This is a genomic window from Pseudomonas sp. 31-12, assembly GCF_003151075.1.
Taxonomy (GTDB): Bacteria; Pseudomonadota; Gammaproteobacteria; order Pseudomonadales; family Pseudomonadaceae; genus Aquipseudomonas.
The window spans coordinates 2,959,963-2,982,657 of record NZ_CP029482.1 but is presented as its reverse complement, the minus strand read 5'-3'; the positions used below and the strand labels follow the sequence as shown (position 1 = coordinate 2,982,657).

21 protein-coding genes are annotated in these 22,695 nt (G+C 61.8%); 6 read left to right on the top strand and 15 right to left on the bottom strand.

Annotation, left to right across the window (positions count from 1 at the left end):
- Window position 1 precedes the first annotated feature (1 nt).
- From DJ564_RS14130 to DJ564_RS14120, 3 genes are all read left to right on the top strand, one after another.
- Window positions 2–529 (top strand): TRAP transporter small permease, encoded by a 528-nt coding sequence (locus DJ564_RS14130; RefSeq protein WP_109630290.1) that lies wholly within the window; start codon window positions 2–4, stop codon window positions 527–529.
- Window positions 530–1,810, top strand: a complete 1,281-nt coding sequence (locus tag DJ564_RS14125; RefSeq protein ID WP_109630287.1) for a TRAP transporter large permease — start codon at window positions 530–532, stop codon at window positions 1,808–1,810.
- Between the two features lie 177 nt (window positions 1,811–1,987).
- Entirely contained in the window at window positions 1,988–2,872 is an 885-nt protein-coding gene (locus DJ564_RS14120) for an aldose 1-epimerase (protein WP_109630284.1), read from the top strand.
- Here DJ564_RS14120 and DJ564_RS14115 read toward each other — a convergent pair.
- From DJ564_RS14115 to pedF, 12 genes are all read right to left on the bottom strand, one after another.
- A complete protein-coding gene (locus tag DJ564_RS14115) occupies window positions 2,857–4,584 on the bottom strand; it encodes a NahK/ErcS family hybrid sensor histidine kinase/response regulator (protein ID WP_109630282.1) in 1,728 nt (575 codons plus the stop codon). The genes DJ564_RS14120 and DJ564_RS14115 overlap by 16 nt on opposite strands.
- Entirely contained in the window at window positions 4,568–5,731 is a 1,164-nt protein-coding gene (gene ercA / locus DJ564_RS14110) for an alcohol dehydrogenase-like regulatory protein ErcA (protein ID WP_109630280.1), read from the bottom strand. Before ercA ends, DJ564_RS14115 begins: the two co-directional genes overlap by 17 nt.
- A 137-nt stretch (window positions 5,732–5,868) precedes the next feature.
- Window positions 5,869–7,002 carry a pyrroloquinoline quinone biosynthesis protein PqqE gene (pqqE, locus tag DJ564_RS14105; RefSeq protein ID WP_109630277.1) on the bottom strand — a complete coding sequence of 378 codons (1,134 nt, stop codon included), beginning with the start codon at window positions 7,000–7,002 and terminating at the stop codon, window positions 5,869–5,871.
- Window positions 6,999–7,751 carry a pyrroloquinoline-quinone synthase PqqC gene (gene pqqC, locus DJ564_RS14100; protein ID WP_109630274.1) on the bottom strand — a complete coding sequence of 251 codons (753 nt, stop codon included), beginning with the start codon at window positions 7,749–7,751 and terminating at the stop codon, window positions 6,999–7,001. The genes pqqE and pqqC overlap by 4 nt, the downstream gene beginning before the upstream one ends.
- A gap of 125 nt (window positions 7,752–7,876) precedes the next feature.
- Window positions 7,877–8,791: a pyrroloquinoline quinone biosynthesis protein PqqB gene (pqqB, locus tag DJ564_RS14095; RefSeq protein ID WP_109630271.1), complete on the bottom strand. Its 915-nt coding sequence runs from the start codon at window positions 8,789–8,791 to the stop codon at window positions 7,877–7,879.
- 53 nt (window positions 8,792–8,844) lie between these two features.
- Entirely contained in the window at window positions 8,845–8,916 is a 72-nt protein-coding gene (pqqA, locus tag DJ564_RS14090; protein ID WP_010455123.1) for a pyrroloquinoline quinone precursor peptide PqqA, read from the bottom strand.
- Window positions 8,917–9,207: 291 nt separating this feature from the next.
- Window positions 9,208–10,728, bottom strand: coding sequence for an aldehyde dehydrogenase family protein (locus DJ564_RS14085; protein ID WP_109630268.1), 1,521 nt, complete (start codon window positions 10,726–10,728; stop codon window positions 9,208–9,210).
- 310 nt (window positions 10,729–11,038) lie between these two features.
- On the bottom strand, window positions 11,039–12,817 hold the full coding sequence (locus DJ564_RS14075; protein WP_109630266.1) for a PQQ-dependent methanol/ethanol family dehydrogenase: 1,779 nt from the start codon (window positions 12,815–12,817) through the stop codon (window positions 11,039–11,041).
- A 274-nt stretch (window positions 12,818–13,091) separates the two neighbouring features.
- Window positions 13,092–14,030 (bottom strand): quinoprotein relay system zinc metallohydrolase 1, encoded by a 939-nt coding sequence (locus DJ564_RS14070; protein ID WP_109630263.1) that lies wholly within the window; start codon window positions 14,028–14,030, stop codon window positions 13,092–13,094.
- Window positions 14,031–14,046: 16 nt separating this feature from the next.
- The gene (locus DJ564_RS14065; RefSeq protein WP_109630260.1) at window positions 14,047–14,808 is read right to left on the bottom strand and encodes a quinoprotein dehydrogenase-associated SoxYZ-like carrier; all 762 of its coding nucleotides are present in this window, start codon (window positions 14,806–14,808) and stop codon (window positions 14,047–14,049) included.
- On the bottom strand, window positions 14,805–15,683 hold the full coding sequence (locus DJ564_RS14060; protein ID WP_109630258.1) for an ABC transporter substrate-binding protein: 879 nt from the start codon (window positions 15,681–15,683) through the stop codon (window positions 14,805–14,807). The genes DJ564_RS14065 and DJ564_RS14060 overlap by 4 nt, the downstream gene beginning before the upstream one ends.
- Before the next feature lie 3 nt (window positions 15,684–15,686).
- Window positions 15,687–16,148: a cytochrome c-550 PedF gene (gene pedF, locus DJ564_RS14055; RefSeq protein ID WP_109630255.1), complete on the bottom strand. Its 462-nt coding sequence runs from the start codon at window positions 16,146–16,148 to the stop codon at window positions 15,687–15,689.
- Between the two features lie 254 nt (window positions 16,149–16,402).
- Here pedF and exaA point away from each other — a divergent pair, with 254 nt between their 5' ends.
- Together exaA and DJ564_RS14045 are read left to right on the top strand one after the other, a co-directional pair.
- Window positions 16,403–18,295 carry a quinoprotein ethanol dehydrogenase gene (gene exaA, locus DJ564_RS14050; RefSeq protein WP_109630253.1) on the top strand — a complete coding sequence of 631 codons (1,893 nt, stop codon included), beginning with the start codon at window positions 16,403–16,405 and terminating at the stop codon, window positions 18,293–18,295.
- A 236-nt stretch (window positions 18,296–18,531) separates the two neighbouring features.
- A complete protein-coding gene (locus DJ564_RS14045; RefSeq protein ID WP_109630250.1) occupies window positions 18,532–19,173 on the top strand; it encodes a pentapeptide repeat-containing protein in 642 nt (213 codons plus the stop codon).
- A gap of 139 nt (window positions 19,174–19,312) precedes the next feature.
- On the opposite strand, the gene DJ564_RS14035 is transcribed toward DJ564_RS14045, so the two are convergent.
- From DJ564_RS14035 to DJ564_RS32390, 3 genes are read right to left on the bottom strand one after another with little or no spacing between them, the layout of a single operon-like run.
- Window positions 19,313–19,951: a response regulator transcription factor gene (locus DJ564_RS14035; protein ID WP_109630247.1), complete on the bottom strand. Its 639-nt coding sequence runs from the start codon at window positions 19,949–19,951 to the stop codon at window positions 19,313–19,315.
- Entirely contained in the window at window positions 19,948–21,210 is a 1,263-nt protein-coding gene (locus DJ564_RS14030; RefSeq protein ID WP_109630244.1) for a sensor histidine kinase, read from the bottom strand. The genes DJ564_RS14035 and DJ564_RS14030 overlap by 4 nt, the downstream gene beginning before the upstream one ends.
- A gap of 2 nt (window positions 21,211–21,212) precedes the next feature.
- A complete protein-coding gene (locus DJ564_RS32390) occupies window positions 21,213–21,335 on the bottom strand; it encodes a hypothetical protein (protein WP_256597502.1) in 123 nt (40 codons plus the stop codon).
- Window positions 21,336–21,494: 159 nt separating this feature from the next.
- Here DJ564_RS32390 and DJ564_RS14025 point away from each other — a divergent pair, with 159 nt between their 5' ends.
- Complete coding sequence (locus DJ564_RS14025) at window positions 21,495–22,679, top strand: ABC transporter substrate-binding protein (RefSeq protein ID WP_109630242.1); 1,185 nt, start codon at window positions 21,495–21,497, stop codon at window positions 22,677–22,679.
- The last annotated feature ends 16 nt before the right edge of the window (window positions 22,680–22,695 follow it).

Genomic DNA, 22,695 nt, shown 5'->3' with positions numbered 1-22,695 from the left:
GATGAAGAATCTGCTGCTACGCATCAACGACAGGATTTACATGGCCTGCATCTGGGTCGCCGGTCTGTCGGTCCTGGCGATTTCCCTGATCATTCCCTGGGGCGTCTTCGCCCGTTACGTGCTCGGCACCGGCTCAAGCTGGCCGGAGCCCACCGCCATCTTGCTGATGATGGTCTTCACCTTCATCGGCGCCGCCGCGAGTTACCGCGCCGGCGCGCACATGGCCGTGGCGATGCTCACTGACCGCATGGCGCCCCGACTGCGCAATGCGATGGCGATTTTCTCGCAATTGCTGATGGCGACCATCTGCCTGTTCATGACCATCTGGGGCACCAAGCTGTGCCTGTCGACCTGGAACCAGTTCATGAGCGCCATGCCGACGCTGCGCGTGGGCATCACCTACATGCCGATCCCGATTGGCGGTGTGCTGACGCTGATCTTTGTCCTGGAAAAACTCTTGCTCGGTGACCAGAGCAACCGCCGGGTCGTGCGTTTCGACCTGGTTGAAGAAAGCGAAGGGGCTGCCTGAATGGACGCGTTGATTCTGTTGGGCAGTTTTATTGCGTTGATCCTGATCGGCATGCCGGTCGCCTATGCACTGGGGCTTTCCGCCCTGATCGGCGCGTGGTGGATCGACATCCCGTTCCAGGCGCTGATGATTCAGGTCGCCGGCGGTGTGAACAAATTCTCCTTGCTGGCGATTCCGTTCTTCGTCCTGGCGGGCGCGATCATGGCCGAGGGCGGCATGTCCCGGCGGCTGGTGGCGTTTGCCGGTGTGCTGGTCGGGTTTGTCCGTGGCGGCTTGTCGCTGGTCAACATCATGGCCTCGACCTTCTTCGGCGCGATCTCCGGTTCTTCGGTGGCCGACACGGCCTCTGTCGGTTCGGTGCTGATTCCAGAAATGGAACGCCGTGGTTACCCGCGGGAATTCGCCACGGCCGTGACGGTCAGCGGCTCGGTACAAGCGCTGCTGACGCCGCCCAGCCACAACTCGGTGCTCTACTCGCTGGCCGCGGGCGGCACGGTGTCGATTGCGTCGCTGTTCATGGCCGGCGTGGTCCCTGGTTTGCTGATGAGCGCGTGCCTGATGGTGCTGTGCCTGATCTTCGCGAAAAAGCGCAACTACCCCAAGGGCGAAGTCATTCCCTTGAAGCAGGCGCTGAAAATCTGCGGCGAAGCGATGTGGGGCCTGATGGCCATGGTCATCATCCTCGGCGGGATTCTCTCGGGTATTTTCACCGCCACTGAATCGGCGGCGATTGCGGTGCTGTGGTCGTTCTTCGTGACCATGTTCATCTACCGCGACTACAAGTGGAGCGAGCTGCCAAAACTGATGCACCGCACGGTGCGGACGATTTCGATCGTGATGATCCTGATCGGCTTCGCCGCGAGCTTCGGCTACATCATGACCCTGATGCAGATTCCGTCGAAGATCACCACGATGTTCCTGACCCTGTCGGACAACCGATACGTGATCCTGATGTGCATCAACGTCATGCTGCTGTTGCTCGGCACCGTGATGGACATGGCGCCGCTGATCCTGATCCTGACGCCGATCCTGATGCCGGTAATTCTGGGCATTGGCGTGGACCCGGTGCAGTTTGGCATGATCATGCTGGTGAACCTGGGGATCGGATTGATCACGCCGCCGGTGGGCGCGGTATTGTTTGTGGGGTCGGCCGTGGGCAAAGTCAGCATCGAAAAAACCGTGAAAGCGCTGCTGCCGTTCTACGCCGTGCTGTTCCTGGTGCTGTTGGGGGTGACCTACATTCCGGCGCTGTCGCTGTGGTTGCCGCATTTGGTGTTGTAAAACCGGTTGGTGAGCAAGACTCCCTGTGGCGAGGGAGCTTGCTCCCGCAGGGTCGCGCAGCGGCCCCCTGCAATTTTTCAGGAAGACCGAGTTGCCTGACTTTGCGACTGCTGCGCAGCCGAGCGGGAGCAAGCTCCCTCGCCACAAAAGCACTTTCACATTCCTTTGCAGAACGCCATGAAAACGACTCTCATCGAACTCACAGACGAACTCACCCACCTCACCCTCGCCCCCGAACTCGGTGGCAGCCTCGTCAACTGGACCGTTCGCAGCACCGGGCAGCCGCTGCTGCGCCACAACGACGCCCACGCGCTGAACACCGGCCTGCCAGGCAAACTCGGTTGCTACCCCTTGATTCCGTGGTCGAACCGAATCGCCGAAGGGGGCTTCGACTGTCCCGATGGCTGGCTCGCCTTGAAGCCCAACAGCCTCACCGATCCACTGCCGATTCACGGCAGCGCCTGGCAACAACCGTGGCAGGTGGTGTCGCAGGCCCATGACGAAGTCGTCTTGCAACTCAACAGCAAAAACCCCTTCGCCTATCGCGCCCGGCAGCGGTTTCATCTGAGCGAGGGCCGATTGAGCATCGATTTGCACGTCACTCACCTGGCCAAACACCCCGCGTGGCATGGCCTCGGACTGCACCCGTACTTTCCCCGCACCGCCAACACCCGGCTAAAGGCCAAGGCTGAAAAAGCCTGGCTATGCGATGGATCGAAACTGCCAACTGAACGCATGGCACTGCCTGCGGAGTGGGACTTTTATCAGCTCAAAGTGCTGCCCGACACACTGGTCGACAATGGTTTCTGCGAATGGGACGGTCATTGCCTGATCCAGCAACCCGAGCTCGGTTATGAGCTGGAATGCCAGGCCAGCGGCAGCGATTACTACCTACTCTATTGCCCGGTGGGTATGGGATTTTTCTGCATCGAACCGGTCAGCCACCCAGTCAACGCCCATCACTTGCCCGGGCGGCCGGGGCTGCGTTTGCTGGAGCAAGGTCAATCCGTCGAACTCGGCTTCAGCCTGCACTATCGCCAGCTTGATCAGCCCAGCATCTGACTCAGTACCGCACGCAACTTGCCGGGTTTCACCGGTTTGTTCAGCAGCGGCGCGTCGAGTCGCTGCAACGAACGCCGGCACTGGTCGGTGCGGTCGGCAGTGATGATCACCGCCGGAATCGCCTGACTGAAATGCTCGCGCAAATGCCGCACCACGTCACAGCCGACGACGCCGTGATCGAGGTGGTAATCCGCCAGAATCAGTTCCGGCGCCCGCCCCTTCAAAGCGGCCAACGCTGAGTGTTCATCCGTGGCAATCACCACCTCGCAGCCCCACTGCCCGAGCAGCGCGCTCATGCTGTCCAGAATGCTCACTTCGTTGTCCAGCACCAGCAGGCGCCTGCCCGGCAACGGATTGCCCGTGCCCGGCTGCGGTGCTGCCAGGCTGATCGGCAACGGGATCTCATGGGAAATCGGCACGTCGATGCTGAACACCGAGCCACGTCCCGGCCGCGAATGAACCTGAATCCGGTAGTTGAGGATCTTGGCGATGCGCTCAACGATGGCCAGCCCCAGACCCACGCCCTTGCGGTCGGCGGCGCGGCCGACATCCAGTTGATTGAATTCGAGGAAGATCGAGTCGAGCCGGTCCGCCGCGATCCCGCGCCCGGTGTCCCACACTTCCAGGCGCAGCATATCGCCGCGCCGCCTGGCCCCCAGCAGAATGGCGCCCTCATCTGTATAACGGCAGGCGTTGCTGAGGAAGTTGCGCAGGATCCGCGTCATCAAGCGCAGGTCGGTATGAATGGCGTAATCGCCCATGTGCACCCGCAGGTTCAACCCGGCGGCCTCGGCCACCGACTGGAACTCCGAGACCAGCGGCGCGAGTAATTCGTCGAGGCGGTACAACGCGACGTCCGGTTTGACCGCTGCTTGATCGAGCCGGGAAATATCCAGCAAGTCGGTGAGTAAATCTTCAGCGCCTTCCAGGGCCTGATGGGTTCGCTCCACCAGTACCTGCTCGACATCCGGCAACTTGCGCTCGCGCAACGTCGAGATCAGCAAACGCGCGGCGTTGAGGGGTTGCAGCAAGTCATGGCTGGCGGCAGCGAGGTATTTGTCCTTGCTGCGGTTGGCGGCCTCGGCGGCGTCCCGGGCATCGCGCAAGTCTTGGGCAATCTGTTTACGTTGGGTGATCTGCTGTTGCAGGTTGCGGTTGGCTTCCAGCAATTCGTCGGTGCGCGCGGTGACCCGCTGCTCCAGTTCGTCGTTGAGTTGTTGCAGGCGCTGCTGGGCGAATTTGCGTTCGGTGATGTCGGCGACAAAACCCTCCACCAGCCCCTCCTGGTCGGGTTTGAGCAGCAGGTTCATCAGCACGTCGAGGCTGGTGCCGTCCTTGCGTCGCAACTGGGTTTCATAGCCGTGCAGGCTGCGCTCGCGCTGGAGCATTTCACGGATTTTCTCCAGCTCTTGAGCGCCGCCGACAAACAGGTTGCTCGCCAGGTCGGCCAGCGAAAACAGCACCTCTTGCGGATCCTGATAGCCAAGCATCCGCGCCAGGGCCGGGTTGGCGGCACGCATGCCTTCCATGAGGCTGGCCTGGAAGATCCCGTGGACGGCGTTTTCGAACAGCCACTTGTAGCGATTGCGCTCGGCTTCCAGCTCGTCCAGTCGTGCGGCGAGTTCCGGGTAGTGGCTCTTGCGCGCCGAGTGGCTGCCTAATCCCAGTAGCCCGGCGAGCGCGCGTTGCTGCTCGTCAGAGGGCTTCGCCATAGACGACCTCGACATCACGCTGACTGGACTCACGCGGGTTGGTGAGGATGCACGGGTCGTGCATGGCGTGTTGCGACAGGAACGGAATGTCGGCGGTACTGACCCCGTGCAAACCGAGGGTTTCATGGAAGCCGATCGCATGTTTCAGGGCGATCAGGTGCTCGACCAGACGCCCGCAGATCTGCCGGTGATTGAGGCCACGGCAATCGATGCCGAAGGTCTCGGCGATCACCTTGAAGCGATCCGGCGCCGAGCTATAGTTGAACGCCACCACGTGCTCCACCAGCACCGCGTTGCACAAGCCATGGGGCAAATCGAGAAAGCCGCCGAGGCTGTGGGACATCGCGTGCACCGCGCCGAGGATCGCGTTGGAGAACGCCAGGCCGGCCTGCATGCTGCCGAGCATGATCTTCTCGCGAAGGGCGATGTCGGTCGGGTTGGCGATCATCTGCACCAGGTTGCCGTTGATCAGGCGCATGGCTTCCAGCGCGTGCGGGTCGGTCAACGGCCCGTGGCCGGTGGAGACGAACGCTTCGATGGCATGCACCAGCGCATCAATGCCGGTACAGGCCGACAGGAACGGGTCCATGCTCAAGGTGGTTTCCGGGTCGATCAGCGACACATCCGGCACCACGGCCTTGCTGACGATGGAGAACTTCATGCGTTCTTGCTGGTTGGAAATGATCACGAACTGCGAGACATCCGCCGAGGTGCCGGCGGTGGTCGGAATCAGGATCAGCGGCGGGCTGGGCACGCGGATGGTATCGACGCCTTCGAACTCAAGGATGCTGCGTCCGTGGGCGACGACGATGCCGATGCCTTTGCCGCAATCCATCGGGCTGCCACCGCCGACCGCGACGATCACATCGCAATGGTTTTCCTTGTACAGCTCGGCGCCGAGCATGACTTCCTCGACCCGCGGGTTGGGCGAAACGTCGCTATACAGAAAGTAATCGATGCCCTGGGCTTGCAGACTGGCTTCGACATCGGCCACCCAACCGGCGGCAATCACACCGGGGTCGCTGACCACCAATACCTTGCGGGCACCGAAGGTCTTGGCGCAGTTGCCGACGTTGTGCCGGCAACCGGCACCGAAAATGATTTCAGGCGAAACGAATTTACGCAGCTGGCTGAGACTCTGGCTCATTGGAAAGCCTGTTTTTATTGTTTTGAAGGTAGAACCACACTAACCCATCCCTCCGCGAATGCAATCAGACCAATGGGTAGCATTTCCCGCCTGAACACCGCAGCCCGCTCCCACAGGGGATTTGTGTCGTCCTTGATTCAGCCGCGATAGATCAGCCGCGAAGCCTTCTCGTTACGCAACGTCAGGTGTTCCATCCCGTGCCCCGGCGCATCCGCTTCATCGCGAGCCTTGAGGATCACCCCATGGTGTGCCGACTTGCTGCACACCGGGTCGGCATTCTCGGCATCGCCGGTGAGCATGAACGCCTGGCAGCGACAGCCGCCCAGGTCCTTGTGCTTTTCATCGCAGGAGCGGCACGGTTCTTTCATCCAGTCATCGCCACGAAAGCGATTAAAGCCGAATGACTCGGTCCAGATGTGCGCGATGCTGTGCTCGCGCACGTTGGGAAACTCCACCGGCAATTGCCGCGCACTGTGACAAGGCAACGCCGTGCCGTCCGGGGTGATGTCGAGAAACAGGTTGGCCCAGCCGTTCATGCAGGTCTTGGGGCGTTCTTCGTAGTAGTCCGGGGTGACGAAGATCAGTTTGCAGGGATGGCCCTCGGCCTCAAGACGTTCACGGTATTCGTTGGTGATGCGCTCGGCACGCTGCAATTGCTCGCGGGTCGGCAACAGGCCGACGCGGTTGAGTTCGGCCCAGCCGTAGAACTGACACGTGGCCAGTTCGACGAAGTCCGCTTCCAGTTCCAGACACAGGTCGATGATCTGCGCGATCTGGTCGATGTTGTGCCGGTGGGTGACGAAATTCAGCACCATCGGGTAACCCTGGGCTTTCACCGCCCGTGCCATGGCAAGCTTCTGGGCGAAGGCCTTGCGCGAGCCAGCGAGCATGTTGTTGACCTGCTCGTCAGCGGCCTGAAAGCTGATCTGGATGTGGTCCAGCCCGGCGACCTTGAAGTCGCGGACTTTTTGCTCGGTCAGGCCGATGCCCGAGGTGATGAGGTTGGTGTAGTAACCCATGTCCCGCGCAGCCTTGATCAGCTCGGCCAGGTCCTGACGCACCAGCGGCTCCCCGCCGGAAAAGCCCAGTTGCGCGGCGCCCATCTCCCGAGCTTCGCGGAACACCCGAATCCATTCTTCGGTGCTCAATTCCTCACCCTGCTGGGCGAAATCCAGCGGGTTGGAACAATACGGGCATTGCAACGGGCAGCGATACGTCAGCTCCGCCAGTAACCACAAGGGCGGCCCGGGTGGCTGTTCGATCAGGTTCACAGGGCGATCCCCCGGTGCCAGACATTTTCCGAGGTCACGGTGTGATACGGCGGGCGCCCCAGTTCGTAGGCCATGCTCATTGCGTCGAGCATGCTCCACAGCACGTCGAGCTTGAACTGCAGAATTTCCAGCATGCGTTGCTGGCCTTCGACCGTGACGTAGTGGGCCAGGGTGATGCGCAAACCATGCTCGACATCGCGCCGCGCCTGGCTCAGGCGTGTGCGGAAATAGTCATAACCGGCCGGGTCGATCCACGGGTAATGCGCGGGCCAGGCGTCGAGACGGGACTGGTGGATCTGCGGCGCGAACAGCTCGGTGAGCGAACTGCTGGCCGCTTCCTGCCAACAGGCGCGTCGGGCGAAATTGACGTAGGCGTCCACGGCGAAACGCACGCCAGGCAGCACCAATTCCTGGGAGAGGATTTGCTCACGGTCCAGCCCCACCGCCTCGCCCAAACGCAACCAGGCTTCGATGCCGCCCTCACTGCCGGGGACGCCGTCGTGGTCGAGGATGCGTTGCAGCCATTCACGGCGCACGTCGCGGTCCGGGCAGTTGGCGAGGATCGCGGCGTCTTTCAGCGGGATGTTGACTTGGTAGTAGAAGCGATTGGCGACCCAGCCCTGGATCTGCTCGCGGGTGGCGCGGCCGGCGTACATGGCTTGGTGGAACGGGTGATGGATGTGGTAATAGGCGCCTTTGGCGCGCAGGGCTTGCTCGAATTCGGCGGGGGACATGGGTTGGTCTGTCATGGTGGTTCTCCTGGGAGCTCTGCGGTGCTTGGTCTGGCCTCATCGCTGGCAAGCCAGCTCCCACAGGTTTTTGTAAACACCGCAGAACCCTGTGGGAGCTGGCTTGCCAGCGATGGGGCCAGCGGCTACAACTCAATACTCATGCCGTCGTAGGACACTTCAATCCCCCGCCGCTCCAGCAACGCCCGCTCAGCCGAGTCTTCATCGAGAATCGGATTGGTGTTGTTAATGTGGATCAGCACCTTGCGCTGGCGTGGGAAGTCATCAAGCACCTCAAGCATCCCGCCAGGACCGCTCTGTGGCAGATGCCCCATTTCACTGCCCAGGCTCTGGCCGACTTCGCACACGCGCATCTCGTCGTCGCGCCACAACGTGCCGTCCAGCAGCAGGCAATCGGCGCGCTGCATCCAGCTCAGGACTTCGTCGTCGATTTGCCCAAGGCCCGGGGCGTAGAACACGCTGGCGCCGTTGCGCAGGTCTTCGATAAACAGGCCAATGGTGTCGCCCGGCTGCGGATTGCCGCGATTGGGCGAGTACGGCGGTGCGTTGCTCACCAGGGGAATCGCACGAAATTGCAGGTGTTCGCAGGCCGCGATGGTGAACGATTCACGGTCGAGCGCGACCGGTTGCCACTGCAACCCGCCGTTCCAGTGTTCAAGCATGGGGAACAAGGGAAAGCCACTGCTCAGGTCTTGATGAACACGCTCCGTGCACCAGACCGAATGCGGGCAGCCTTCGCGCAGGCTCAACAGACCGGTGCAATGGTCGATCTGGCTGTCCAGCAGGACGACCGCGGCGATCGCCGTATCGCGCAAGCGACGGGCCGGTTGTAGCTCCGGGAAACCTTCAAGCTGCGCGCGAATGTCCGGTGACGCATTGCACAGCACCCACTCCACACCGTTGTCGCTCAGGGCAATCGACGACTGCGTGCGCCGTTGCGCCCGCAGGCTGCCATTGCGCATCCCGGCGCATTGGCGGCAGTTGCAGTTCCATTGCGGAAAACCGCCACCAGCGGCGGAACCGAGAACGCGGATGTGCATGGGAGCCTCCAGAAGGCAGGCCCGGCCAACGCCACGGTTGGCCGGGTGGACAATCAACGGTTGGCGAAATACATCGTCACTTCGAAACCAATGCGCAGATCGGTGAACGCGGGTTTATTCCACATGGGTCAATCCTCTTCTTGTGCCGGGTGATTCCGGTAAAGCCATTAATGCACGGGGCGCCAAGTGATCGAATGCTACTTTGGGACGAGAGGGCGGCGTGCGTTGGTAGGGGGTGTTAGCGCGGTCTTCAACACCACACATAACACTGTGGGAGCGGGCTTTTGTGGCGAGGGGGCTTGCCCCCGTTGGGTCGCGAAGCGGCCCCGAAAAAGGGGACTGCTTCGCAGTCCAACGGGGGCAAGCCCCCTCGCCACAGGGCCCGCTCCCACAGGTTTTTCAGTGTGCTTAAGAGATCAGAAGAACCCCATCGGGTTGATGTCGTAGCTCACCAGCAGGTTTTTGGTCTGCTGATAATGGTCGAGCATCATCTTGTGGTTTTCACGGCCGACACCGGACTTCTTGTAGCCGCCGAACGCAGCATGCGCCGGGTACAGGTGATAGCAGTTGGTCCAGACACGCCCGGCCTTGATCGCCCGGCCCATGCGGTAGGCGCGGTTGATGTCGCGGGTCCACAGGCCGGCGCCGAGGCCGAACTCGCTGTCGTTGGCAATCGCCAGGGCTTCGGCTTCGTCCTTGAAGGTGGTGATACCCACCACCGGGCCGAAGATTTCTTCCTGGAACACGCGCATTTTGTTGTGGCCCTTGAGCAGGGTCGGCTGGATGTAATAACCCGTCGACAAATCGCCTTCAAGGCGTTCGGCCGCGCCGCCAGTGAGCAGCTCGGCGCCCTCCTCCTGAGCGATTTTCAGGTACGAGAGAATCTTGTCGTACTGCTGCTCGGACGCCTGGGCGCCGACCATGGTTTCGGTGTCCAGCGGGTTGCCGCGCTTGATCTTGACGATCTTCTGCATCACCACTTTCATGAAGTCGTCGTAGATCGACTCCTGCACCAGCGCACGGGACGGACAGGTGCAGACTTCGCCCTGGTTGAAGAACGCCAGCACCAGGCCTTCGGCGGCCTTCTCGATGAACTGCGGCTCGGCTTGCATGATGTCTTCGAAGAAGATGTTCGGCGACTTGCCGCCCAGCTCGACGGTGCTTGGAATGATGTTCTCGGCCGCGCATTTCATGATGTGCGCGCCGATCGGGGTAGAACCGGTGAAGGCAATCTTGGCGATGCGCTTGCTGGTGGCCAGCGCTTCACCGGCTTCGCGGCCGAAACCCTGGACGATGTTCAGCACGCCAGGTGGCAGCAAGTCGGCGATCAACTCAGCAAAGACCATGATCGACAGCGGCGTCTGCTCGGCGGGTTTGAGCACCACGCAGTTACCGGCAGCGAGGGCCGGGGCGAGTTTCCACGCGGCCATGAGCAGCGGGAAGTTCCACGGGATGATCTGCCCGACCACGCCCAGCGGTTCGTGGAAATGATAGGCGGTGGTCAGTTCGTTGATCTCGGCGGCGCCGCCTTCCTGAGCGCGGATGCAGCCGGCGAAATAACGAAAATGGTCGGCGGCCAGCGGCACGTCGGCGTTCAGTGTTTCGCGCACGGCTTTGCCGTTGTCCCAGGTTTCGGTGACCGCGAGGATTTCCAGATTCTGTTCGATGCGGTCGGCGATTTTCAGCAGCACCAACGAGCGATCCTGAGCCGAGGTCTTGCCCCAGGCATCTGCTGCAGCATGGGCGGCGTCGAGGGCTTTTTCGATGTCGGCGGCGCTGGAGCGCGGGAATTCAGCGATCACTTCGCCGGTGACTGGCGAAGAATTGGTGAAGTACTCGCCATTGACCGGGGCAACGAACTCGCCGCCGATGAAATTGCCGTAGCGCGGTTTGAAGGTCACGACGGCGCCGGGTGTTCCAGGTTGTGCATAGATCATGGTGGGCCTCTGTCTGGGTCGATGCCTGTCGGGCAAACAGGCGATGAACCGATAGTAGAGAGCCTCGCGCGCCAGACGAATGCGCCGTTGGCAGGGGGACTCTCGTTATTTGGTAGTAGAAGGTGTCCGGGGATCAGCAGGTTTTTGTGGCGAGGGAGCTTGCTCCCGCTGGAGTGCGAAGCGCTCCCAAACCCAGACGTTGCGGTTCATCTGTCATACCGCATCGGCTGGTTTTACGACTGCTTCGCAGCCGAGCGGGAGCAAGCTCCCTCGCCACAGGTTGTGTAGGTATTTAGATCAGTGGCAGCAATCAGTGCTTGGCCACGACCAGGTCTTTGGGCAGTTTGAAGGTCCAGAGCATCCCGCCCTGGTTGAAGTCCTTGATGCGCTTGGCCACTTCGCCGCCCCACAGCGGTACGGCGCCGCCCCAGCCGGACAGCACCGAGACGTACTGCTCGCCATCCATTTCCCAGGTCACAGGCGAACCGAGGACGCCGGAGCCGGTCTGGAATTCCCAGACTTTCTCGCCGGTCTTGGCATTGAAGGCCTGGAGGAAACCTTCCGGCGTACCGGTGAACACCAGGTTGCCCTTGGTGGTCAGCACCCCGCCCCACAGCGGCGCGAAGTTCTTGTGGCGCCAGACTTCCTTGCCGGTCTTCGGATCGATTGCACGCAGCACGCCGATGTAGTCTTCATTCAACGGCTTGATGGTGAAACCGGCGCCGAGGAACGCCGCGCCTTTCTTGTAGGCGATGCCTTCGTTCCAGATGTCCATGCCCCACTCGTTGGACGGCACGTAGAACAGCCCGGTGTCCTTGTTGTAGGCCATCGGCATCCAGTTTTTCGCACCGAGGAATGCCGGCGCTACGAACACCGAACCGCCCTTGGCTTCGGTGCCGGGCGCGCCTGGACGGCTGGCTTCGTTGTAGATCGGCCGCCCCTCTTTATCGAGGCCGGTGGCCCAGGTGATCTTGTCCACGAACGGGAAGCCACGGATGAATTTGCCGTTGGTGCGGTCGAGCACGTAGAAGAAACCATTACGGTCAGCGGTGGCGGCAGCTTTGATCTCTTTGCCGCCTTCGGTGTAGTTGAACGACACCAGTTCGTTCACGCCGTCATAGTCCCAACCGTCGTGTGGCGTGCTCTGGAAGTGCCACTTGATGGTGCCGTCGTCCGGGTTCAGCGCCAGACGTGACGACGAGTAGAGGTTGTCGCCAGGACGCAGGTGCGAGTTCCATGGCGCCGGGTTGCCGGTGCCGAACAGCAGCAGATTGGTTTCCGGGTCGTAGTAACCGCCCAGCCAAGGTGCAGCGCCGCCGGTCTTCCACAGATCGCCAGGCCAAGTCTTGCCGGCTTCACCGCCGGAGATGCCGTTTTCTACCGCTTTGCCGTCCTTGTAGGTGTAACCCATGTGGCCTTCGACGGTAGGTCGGGTCCACAGCAGGTCGCCGTTTTTCGGGTCGTAGGCTTCGATCTTGCCGACCACGCCGAACTCACCACCGGCCACGCCGGTAATCAGTTTGCCGTTGATCACCAACGGCGCGGCGCTGATCGAATAGCCTTCCTTGTGGTCGGCGACTTTCTTGCTCCAGACCACTTTGCCGGTGTCCTTGTTCAGGGCCACCAGCTTGGCGTCGAGGGTGCCGAAGAACACCAGATCGCCATACAGCGCGACGCCCCGGTTGATCACGTCGCAGCACGGACGGATGTCATCGGGCAGGCGCGCATCGTATTGCCAGAGCTTCTTGCCGGTGCGCGCATCCACCGCAAACACCCGCGAGTAGGAACCGGTCATGTACATCACGCCGTCCTTGATCATCGGCTGTGCTTGCTGACCGCGCTGTTTTTCCCCGCCGAAAGAGAACGCCCAGACCGGCCGCAGGTCCTTGACGTTGTTGACGTTGAGCGTATCCAGCGGGCTGTAGCGCTGACCCTGGACGCCCAGACCATTGGTGACGATCTGCTCCGGGTTCTTGGGGTCCTGGAGAATGTCCTGATCGGAGACGCCGGCCAGCGCGGTGCCGGACAACAGCATGGCACTGAGCAGCACGCTAAGGACGAAGGGTTGGCGACGTGCGGGGTGGGTCATGACAGCTACCTCTGCGGTTTTTGTTATACCCGGGAAATTTTCCCGGTCTGGTGCAGATTCTTCGGCGCCGCCGCCCTTGGAACAATTGCCCGCAGTGTTGAGATTGCTAGTTCCTTAGTACCGGGTCGGATGAGACCAACACCGGATATGTCGGTCGACACCGGCCCCCTGTGGGAGCGAGCCTGCTCGCGATGGCGGTGTGTCAGACGACATCAATGGTGAATGTGAGGGCCTCATCGCGAGCAGGCTCACTCCCACATTGGATCTGTGTTGTTCATTTGTTTGCAGTGGAATCGACACGGGTCATTTGCGCGCGCTCGTAGCGAGGATAGAGATGACTGACGCTGCGGATCAGTTCATAGCGGCTCAGGCTGATCGCCGCGAACCGTTCAGGTATGGAACTGCGGATCATCTCGCCCATGTCGCTGCCATTGGCTGCACCCTCTCGCATCAGCTGATCGAGCCAGCCGAGGTAGTCGCGCATTTGCTCGAACGGTTTCGTGTCCGTCGCCACCGGCCCATGGCCGGGCACGATCAGCGTCCACGGCAAGCCTTGCAGCGTGGCGATGTCCGCCAGCCACACCGACAGCCCCGGGCTGTTGGGCGTGGTCAGCGCCCGTTGGTAAAACACCAGGTCCCCGGCAAACAGCACGCCGGTTTGCTGGTCGAGAATAGCCAGATCCGCGCCGGTGTGCCCACCCAGGCTCAGCAGGCGCAGATCATGATTCCCAAAACTGAGGACGGCGGGTGCCAGCGTCCGCGTCGGCAACACCACCTCGGTGCCACGCATCCAGTCGCCCACCAGCCGATACATGTTCTCGGCCATGGCGTCGCCCTGCTGATGCAGCAGCTCGGTGGTGCCGGGCAGCGCGCCGATCGGCACGTCGCTGAAGGCCTGGTTACCCAACACATGGTCGGGATGGTGATGGGTCAGCAGCACCTCGATCACCGGTTTGTCGGTGGTCGCGGCAATGGCTTTGCGCATTGCTTCGCCATAACGTTTCGACGGCCCGGTATCGATCACCACCACCCCGCGTTCGGTGACGATGAACGCGGTATTGACGATGTTGCCGCCGTTGGCCTTGGCGAAATTATCGGTGCTGCCTTCCAGCAGCCAGGTGTCTTCGGCGATCTGCCGGGGCTTGAGTTCATAGTCAAGGTCCGCCAGGGCCGGCAGGCTCAGGCTCAAAAACAACAGCAGCATCCAGCGCATCACGCGCTCCTTGGGGTCAGGGTATGGCCGCATCGAATTGATTGCCGCTGTTGTCGCGCAGCAACAGGCGCGTCTGCCCTGCCCCCTCGATGTCGAAGGCCAGGCTGGGGTTTTCGCTGACGGCGGGAAACAGTTCAAGACGAGCCAGCAACTGATCGTTTTGGTCGCGCAGTTCGGCATGGTTGATGAAAAATTCCGGGATGCCGCTGACCATGCCGTTGTCCATCGGATGCGCCACTTGCAGGCGCACACGGCTGAATTCGCCACGGGGATAACGACCGCCCAGCACTTCGCCGATGTGGTCTTCCCAGCCTGGCTGGGTGCGCACCACACTCGGCGCCGTGCATCCGCCGCCCGCCGCATCGATCAACGTAGAGCCGACATGCCAGAGCCCATCACGGGTCAGCACTGCCGCGCGCAACGGCGTGGCCTGCTCGATACGAATGCGGATCGACAGCCACGGCAGGACGCGGTCGACCGGTTGGAAATCAACGATCTTCGGCAAGGGATTGAGTTCCGCCCAGGCGAGGATTTTCACCACCTCGCCTTTGAACGCACGGGCGTCGATTTCCAGTGGCACTTGCCGGGCGTCTTCGGCAAACGGCGGTGCCAGCAGCTTCACCCGGTCATCGAAAATGAACGGTGCATCGCCGAGCATCTGCTTGTGATAGAACGCCCACATCACCGACGGCACCGGGTCTTTGCCCGGCTCGACGGCGCCAGCATGCGCGGCCAAGGGTAGCCAGCAGAGCAACAGGCAACTCGCTCGCCAGTTCACTGTTGATACATCTCTGGCACGTCATAGCGCAGGCCGTAATGGCCATAAATGGTTTTGACCGCACCCTCGCGGATCAACACCTCCAGCGCCTCTTCCACGGCATAGGCCAGTTGACGGTTGCTTTCGTGCACCGCCATGCCGATCTCCCAGAGCTGCTTGCCCATGTTCGGGTAGGCGTTTTCCGCCAAGGTCACTTGTGGGTCCTTGGCTTCATGAACCTGCCAGTCGATCTCGCCGCGCATGGCCATGACTGCGTCGACTTCGCCGGCCTTCATCGCCGCAAACGCTTGGGGCACGCCGGGATAGTGGTGAGTCTTGCCGGCAAGCATGCCGCTGAACACCGAGGTCAGGTAGAACGACGGCACGCTGTCGACTTCGACGCCGATCGGGTGGTGTTCGAACACGGCGACGCTGCCCACCGATTCCAGACGGCGGCGGTCATAGGCGACTTGCCATTGTTCGTTCTGGTACGGCCCGAACATCACCACATGGCCGTTTTCCAGTTCACCCACTTCGTTGCGTTTTTGCGCGTAATCGCGGTCGTATGGCACGCGCATCATCAGGTCGGCCAGTTGCAGATCGTGCAACTGACTGGCCCGCCAGATGTAATCGCGCAGGTCGTCATCGAGCTTCTCGCCGGCGGGCGCCCAGATCAACGTCAGGCGCACACCCAGCGCTTTGGCCAAGGCTGCGGCGAGCTCGACATCGACCCCGCGGGGCTGGCCGGCGTCTTCAAAACTGTAGGGGGCGAAGTCCTTGTAGACAGCCACTTTCAGCTCCCCGGTGGCGATCATTTCGTCATAGGTACGGACCTGCGCCTGCACGACCTGGCAGCACAGCAACACGGCGCTGATCAACACAGCGAACAGGCGCATGGATTACTCCTCGACGTGAACACTGTCCAGGTAAGTGCGCACGGCCCACAAGGCTTCCTGACTCAGGTAATCAGCCATCTTCGGCATGTACACCCGGCCATCGCGCACGGCTCCGTTGCGCACGCGCTCGACGAACCATTCATCCCCCGCTTCGCCCACATCGAGCATGCGCAGATCGGGGGCGATGCCGCCGGACTTGGCTTCCAGGCCATGACAGGCCGCACAGTTCTGGTTGTAGGCCGAAGAGCCGATTTCCACAGCCTTATCGTGTTCCGGGGAGGTGCGATACGGGTTCACCGCCGCCCAACCATCGGCATCCACCTGCAAGCCGGCTTCCTTGATCGGGGTCAGTCCCTTGGTTTCTATGGCCTGAGGTACCACGTTGCCATGGGCCCAGACGGAGCCTGCACTGATAAAACCGGCCAGCAGTCCGGCAACGAGCAAGGCGTTGCGTTTTGTTGTCATTGTTATGCCCTCAAGATTGCACGCAAAACCTCTTTGAAGAGGCTATGGCACCCATCTTGGTACGGCCTTCGCACAATCCCCATGCTGCTTTGGTGGCCGCCGTCTAGTCCCTTGGTAGTAGGGCTTGTGGCGCACACCCAATTCAGGTGCCGCACGGGAAGTTATCCCGGCAACAGCGGGACTTTTTCCGTATCCGCCACCACGCTGGGCGCACCACCCTGTGCAGGCCAAAACCTCCACTGGGAACTGCAACCATGACAATAAGATCGCTACCCGCCCTTTCCCCTTTGACCCTCGCCGTGCAGGCTTTTCTGCTGGTCAGCAGCCTGTCGCTGAGCGCGGCAAGTTATGCCGCGACGGCTCCCGCCACGCCCACCCGCAACGTGACATGGGAAGACATTGCCAATGATCACCTGACCACCAAGGACGTGCTGCAATACGGCATGGGCACCAACGCCCAGCGCTGGAGCCCGTTGGCCCAGGTCAACGACAAGAACGTGTTCAAACTGACGCCGGCCTGGTCCTACTCGTTCGGCGATGAAAAGCAGCGTGGCCAGGAATCCCAGGCCATCGTCAGCGACGGCGTGGTCTACGTCACCGGTTCGTACTCACGGGTATTCGCCCTGGACGCCAAGACCGGCAAGCGCCTGTGGACCTACAACCATCGCCTGCCGGACAACATTCGTCCGTGCTGCGACGTGGTCAATCGCGGTGCGGCGATCTTTGGCGACAAGATCTACTTCGGCACCCTCGACGCGCGCCTGGTCGCCCTGGACAAGAACACCGGCAAAGTGGTGTGGAACAAGAAGTTCGGCGACCACGCCGCCGGCTACACCATGACCGGCGCCCCGGTGCTGATCAAAGACAAGACCACCGGCAAAGTCCTTCTGATTCACGGCAGCTCCGGCGATGAGTTCGGCGTGGTCGGGCAGCTCTTCGCTCGCGACCCCGACACCGGTGAAGAAGTGTGGATGCGGCCTTTCGTCGAAGGCCACATGGGTCGCTTGAACGGCAAGGACAGCACCACCACCGGCGACGTCAAGGCGCCGTCCTGGCCGGATGATCCGACCACCGAAACCGGCAAGGTCGAAGCCTGGAGCCACGGCGGCGGTGCCCCTTGGCAGAGCGCGAGTTTCGATCCGGAAACCAACACCATCATCGTCGGCGCCGGCAACCCTGGCCCGTGGAATACCTGGGCGCGCACGTCCAAGGACGGCAATCCCCACGACTACGACAGCCTCTACACCTCCGGCCAGGTCGGCGTCGACCCGAGCACCGGTGAGGTGAAATGGTTCTACCAGCACACGCCAAACGATGCCTGGGATTTCTCCGGCAATAACGAGCTGGTGCTGTTCGATTACAAGGACAAGGACGGCAAAACGATCAAGGCCACCGGCCATGCGGACCGCAACGGTTTCTTCTACGTGGTGGACCGAAACAACGGCAAATTGCAGAACGCCTTCCCCTTCGTCGACAACATCACCTGGGCCAGCCACATCGACCTCAAGACCGGCAAACCGGTTGAGAACCCAGGCCAGCGTCCGGCCAAGCCACTACCGGGCGAGACCAAGGGCAAGTCGGTGGAAGTGTCGCCGCCGTTCCTCGGTGGCAAGAACTGGAACCCGATGGCGTACAGCCAGGACACCGGGCTGTTCTACATTCCGGGCAATCAGTGGAAAGAGGAGTACTGGACTGAAGAGGTCAACTACAAGAAAGGCTCGGCCTATCTGGGCATGGGTTTCCGCATCAAGCGCATGTACGACGACCACGTCGGCTCCTTGCGCGCCATGAACCCGACCACCGGCAAAGTGATTTGGGAGCACAAGGAAGCGCTGCCGCTGTGGGCCGGCGTATTGGCCACCAAAGGCAATCTGGTATTTACCGGCACCGGCGACGGTTTCCTCAAGGCCTTCGACGCGAAAACCGGCGCGCAGCTGTGGAAGTTCCAGACCGGCAGCGGCATCGTCTCGCCGCCGATCACCTGGGAACAGGATGGCGAGCAGTACGTCGGCGTGACCGTCGGTTATGGCGGCGCGGTGCCGTTGTGGGGCGGTGACATGGCTGAATTGACCAAACCGGTGGCTCAGGGCGGGTCGTTCTGGGTGTTCAAGATTCCGAGTTGGGACAACAAGACTGCGCAGAAGTAATCTGCTCGCCCCCTGTGCTCACAGGGGGCTTGCCTGTGTTCAGGACGCTTTCTGTGGCGAGGGGGTTTACCCCCGTTGGGTCGCGAAGCGGCCCCCTGCATTCTCCAGGGAGACCGAGTTGCCTGGATTAACGACTGCTGCGCAGCCGAACGGGGGTAAACCCCCTCGCCACAGGAACTCAGTTAGCCACAGATTTTGTGTGTATCCAGCTGCCCTCCACCTTTCGAGGACTTGCCATGAAATATCTGCCTCTACTGCTATTGCTCGCCGCCCTTCCGGTTTTCGCCGACGACGACTCCCCACTCATCATCAACGGCTGCACCATCGCCGATCACAGCCAATGCCCCGGCGCCAATCTCAAAGGCGCGAACCTGAGCAATCAGGACCTGCGCAACATGAACCTCAGCGGCGCCGACCTGCGCGATGCCGACCTGCGGCACGCCCGACTCGACCTCGCCAACCTGGAAAAAGCGCAACTGCAAGGTGCCAACCTGACCCGCGCCAGCCTGCAACAGAGCAACTTGCGCCTGGCTGATTTCACTGGTGCGACGCTGATGGCGATCCAGGGCTGGGGCATGTTTGCCCAAGGCGCGCAATTCCAGGACGCCAACCTCAGCGGCGCCTTCCTGCAATTCGCCCGCCTCTCCGGTGCGAAATTGCACAACGCCAATCTGCGGGCTGCCGATTTGGAGATGACCTGGTTGAGCAAGGCAGATCTCAAGGGCGCCAATCTCAGCGATGCCAACCTGCAAGAAGCCAAGTTGGGCGAAAGCAATCTGGAGCAGGCCAACCTCAGCGGTTCACGGCAGCACTATGCGAATTTTCAGGATGCCAATATGGAGGGCTGCACCGGTTGCCCGACGACTTGGAACAAATGAACTGAATGCACACAAACCCCCTGTGGGAGCGGGCTTGCTCGCGAAGGCGGAGTATCAGTCGACATTAATGTTGGATGTGAGGCCCTCTTCGCGAGCAAGCCCGCTCCCACATTAGAAATTCGTTGCCCGGGCTACCAAGTCAGCTGGCGACCCGCACCACCCCCATATCAATCCCCAAATGCACCAGCTCGGCATGGGACGTGACCTGCAATTTGCTCTTGAGCAAGGTCAGGTGGTTGGAGACGGTTTTGCTGCTGATGCTCAACTGCTCGGCAATCAAGCGTGCCGGGGTACCTTTGGCAAGCATCACGAAGATCTCCAGTTCGCGCTGGGTCATGCTCTGCAACCGGGGGTCGCTGGCGTCCTGTTGCGGGTGGCACGCCAGTTGGGTGGCCAGCGGCTGTTCAATGTAGGCGTGGCCGGCGAGGATCCGTTGCACCGCCTCGATCAGCACTTGCGGCGCCGAGCTTTTGGTCAAGTAGCCCGAAGCCCCGGCATCCAGTGCCTGACGCACCAGCGGCAGCTCATCGTGCATGCTGAAAAACAGTACCCTCAGTTGCGGAAGTCGCTGACGCAAACGCCGGGTGGTTTCCAGCCCGCTGATCCCCGGCAAACCGAAATCCATGATCACCAGGTTCGGCACGGCTTCCTGAACCCGCGTCAGCGCCTCCTCCCCCGTGGCCGCTTCACGCACCTCCATCGCCGGCAACAATGCCCGCAACAAACTCGCATAGCCCTGACGGACCACCGCATGGTCATCGACCAGCAGAATATTCATGTCGCCTCCAAAGGCATGCTCAAGGCCAGCGCCCAGCCGGCGCCGGGGTGGCTGATGATCCGCAATTCGCCGCCGAGGCTGCGGGCGCGTTCGAACATCGAATACAAACCGACGCCGGGCCGCTGTGGCTGCGCTGCGCCGCGTCCGTTATCGCGGATCAACAAGCGCAGATGCGCACCGCGATGTTGCAGGCGAACCCGAACCTGAGTCGCGTCGGCGTGCCGGGCGATATTGGTCAGCGACTCCTGCAACAGGCGATAGAGATGGGTTTTGTTCGACGCGGACAACGCCGGCAACTGCGCGCTGACCCGCAACTGGCAATCGATGCCCTGGCGCGCCTGCCATTGCTCCACCAGCAAGCCGAGGGCTTCCGCCAGCGGCAAGTGGTGCAACACCACCGGATAGAGGTCGTGCACCAGCGCCCGAAAGCCCTGCTGCAGGTGTTCGCAATTGTGTTCCAGCTCGCGCACCGTGCGTTCGACTACCACGGGTTGATCCGCCACCAGCCGCAACAGACAGGCCTGTGCGCGTATGCCGGCCAGGTACTGGCCGAGATCATCGTGCAGGGTCTGCGCCAGATGAGTGCGCTCCTGTTCCTGCACCGCCAACAGCGTCCGGGTCAGATGCGTATTGTCGGCGCGGGCCTGTTCCAACGCCTCCGTCATGCGATTGAAATGCACCGCCAGTTGCCGAGCCTCCGGTACGCCTTCCGCGCGCAATCGCACCTTGAGCTGGCCACCCGAGACTTGCTGCAACGCGCGCAGCAATTCATCGAGCAAACCCATGCCTCGGCGTACAGCCCAGCGGATGGTGAGCAGACTCAAGATCAAGGCGAGGCCACACAGGCCCAGCAATTGCTGCAATGAATCCCAGACTTCGTCGATCTCATCCCGGGGATCGACTGCGATCTGTACGCGCCGGCCATCGCGCAAATCCAGGACCCGCGCACTGTGCCGGGCTTCGGCGAACAACAGACGCCCGAGCCACCCATCGAGCCCGTCCTGAACCGGCAGCCGTGCCGCTTCGCCGGGTTCCAGCCAGCGCACCCGCACATGCCGCAGGCTACCGGTCAACCGTGGCTGCAAACTGGCGGGATCACGCTCGGCGGATTCGCTCAAATATTCGACCACCGCTTCGGCGGATTGCAGCTCACGCTCCACGTCCGCCAGGGCCTGGTGCACCAGCAAACCCATGCACGCCAGCGTGACCAGGGCGAACAATCCGCACACCCAAAGGTTGATCCGCCACAGGGCCGACACGCTTAGTGCGCCGGTGTCGCGGGCAAGACCAGCAACGGCGCCGGACGCGGGCCGTGCAGCTTGTCGACGCCGATCAGGGTCAGGATCAACAGCAACGGCAGGAGCAATGCTTTGAGAATTCGCATGGTCGATCTCCTCCTGTGTGATGGCCGTTATTGCCCATGCTAAAACCGCGCCGTCCCGGGCGAGCTACTACCTTGGTACTGCCTGACTGGTACTTTCTGCATATTTCATTCTGCCTCGCAGGCTTCCTATGCTGGCGCTACCTGTAATGGAGTGCCGAAATGCGCCAGCTTGCCCCTTACGCCTTGATCTACCTGCTGGCGATTGCCTGCGCCGCCGGGCTGGCGACCCAGAGCCAGGCGGCCGATGCGCCATTGCAGGTGCAAATCGGCTACCTGGGCTTTCGACCTGACCCCGGCCCGTTGCTGTCGAACGTGATTCCCGATCCGGTCGATGCAGGACTTCGCGGCGCCGAACTGGCGATCACCGACAGCAACAGCACCGGGCGTTTTCTCAACCAGAGTTACAGCCTTGTCAGCGTCAACGCCGACAGCGCGGACGCCCTGATCGCAGCGGCCAAGGCCCAGCATGCGCAAGGTCTGCGCCTGTTTGTGGTGAATGCACCGGTCGAGAGTCTGCGTAGGCTCAGCGCCGTGCTGCCCGACAGTCTGCTGTTTAACGCCGGCAGCCCGGATGACAGCCTGCGCACCACCGACTGCCTGCCGAACGTGCTGCACAGCCTGCCGAGCCGGGCGATGCTCGCCGATGCGCTGGCGCAATTTCTGGTGGTGCGCAAATGGCAGCGGGCGCTGCTGATCGTCGGCCCGACCCCGGACGATCAGGCCTACGCCGCCGCCCTGCGCCGCGCCGCCAAACGCTTCGGCTTGAAACTGGTGGCGGAAAAGGCCTGGAGCTTCGACAACGACCAACGTCGCAGCGCCCAGGCCGACATGCCGCTGTTCACCCAGACCGCCGAGTACGACGTGGTGCTGGTCGCGGACGAACGCGGCGACTTTGGCGAATACGTGCCTTACCAGACCTGGTACCCACGGCCGGTCGCCGGCACTCAGGGCCTGACCCCGGTGGGCTGGCACAAAACCGTGGAAACCTACGGCGCCGCGCAATTGCAGAAACGCTTCGAAGCGCTGGCCGGGCGCTGGATGAATGACCGCGATTTCGCGTCCTGGATCGCCGTGCGCAGCATCGCCAGTGCCGTGAGCAAATTGCGTCAGGTCGATCCGATGGCGATCCGTGCTCTGGAAATCAGCGATCAACTGCCGCTGGACGGTTTCAAGGGTCGCAAGCTCAGCTATCGGCCGTGGAACGGTCAGTTGCGTCAACCGATTCCCATCGTCCAGCCCCGGGCGCTGGTCAGCACGTCGCCGCAGGACGGTTTCCTGCACCCCTTCAACGAGATGGACAGCCTCGGCTACGACAAGCCCGAGGTCAGCTGCCGCTTTCCCTGATCCGGTTCTTCACAAC

Coding starts and splice junctions, on each gene's coding strand:
- DJ564_RS32390 (WP_256597502.1), bottom strand. CDS start 21,335: ATGCGAATTCTCAAAGCATTGCTCCTGCCGTTGCTGTTGATCCTGACC.
- DJ564_RS14115 (WP_109630282.1), bottom strand. CDS start 4,584: ATGGCGAAGCCCTCTGACGAGCAGCAACGCGCGCTCGCCGGGCTACTG.
- pedF (WP_109630255.1), bottom strand. CDS start 16,148: ATGACAACAAAACGCAACGCCTTGCTCGTTGCCGGACTGCTGGCCGGT.
- DJ564_RS14085 (WP_109630268.1), bottom strand. CDS start 10,728: ATGATCTATGCACAACCTGGAACACCCGGCGCCGTCGTGACCTTCAAA.
- DJ564_RS14025 (WP_109630242.1), top strand. CDS start 21,495: ATGCGCCAGCTTGCCCCTTACGCCTTGATCTACCTGCTGGCGATTGCC.
- DJ564_RS14125 (WP_109630287.1), top strand. CDS start 530: ATGGACGCGTTGATTCTGTTGGGCAGTTTTATTGCGTTGATCCTGATC.
- DJ564_RS14120 (WP_109630284.1), top strand. CDS start 1,988: ATGAAAACGACTCTCATCGAACTCACAGACGAACTCACCCACCTCACC.
- pqqB (WP_109630271.1), bottom strand. CDS start 8,791: ATGCACATCCGCGTTCTCGGTTCCGCCGCTGGTGGCGGTTTTCCGCAA.
- DJ564_RS14070 (WP_109630263.1), bottom strand. CDS start 14,030: ATGCGCTGGATGCTGCTGTTGTTTTTGAGCCTGAGCCTGCCGGCCCTG.
- DJ564_RS14075 (WP_109630266.1), bottom strand. CDS start 12,817: ATGACCCACCCCGCACGTCGCCAACCCTTCGTCCTTAGCGTGCTGCTC.
- DJ564_RS14045 (WP_109630250.1), top strand. CDS start 18,532: ATGAAATATCTGCCTCTACTGCTATTGCTCGCCGCCCTTCCGGTTTTC.
- DJ564_RS14130 (WP_109630290.1), top strand. CDS start 2: ATGAAGAATCTGCTGCTACGCATCAACGACAGGATTTACATGGCCTGC.
- DJ564_RS14060 (WP_109630258.1), bottom strand. CDS start 15,683: ATGCGCCTGTTCGCTGTGTTGATCAGCGCCGTGTTGCTGTGCTGCCAG.
- ercA (WP_109630280.1), bottom strand. CDS start 5,731: ATGAGCCAGAGTCTCAGCCAGCTGCGTAAATTCGTTTCGCCTGAAATC.
- exaA (WP_109630253.1), top strand. CDS start 16,403: ATGACAATAAGATCGCTACCCGCCCTTTCCCCTTTGACCCTCGCCGTG.
- DJ564_RS14035 (WP_109630247.1), bottom strand. CDS start 19,951: ATGAATATTCTGCTGGTCGATGACCATGCGGTGGTCCGTCAGGGCTAT.
- pqqC (WP_109630274.1), bottom strand. CDS start 7,751: ATGACAGACCAACCCATGTCCCCCGCCGAATTCGAGCAAGCCCTGCGC.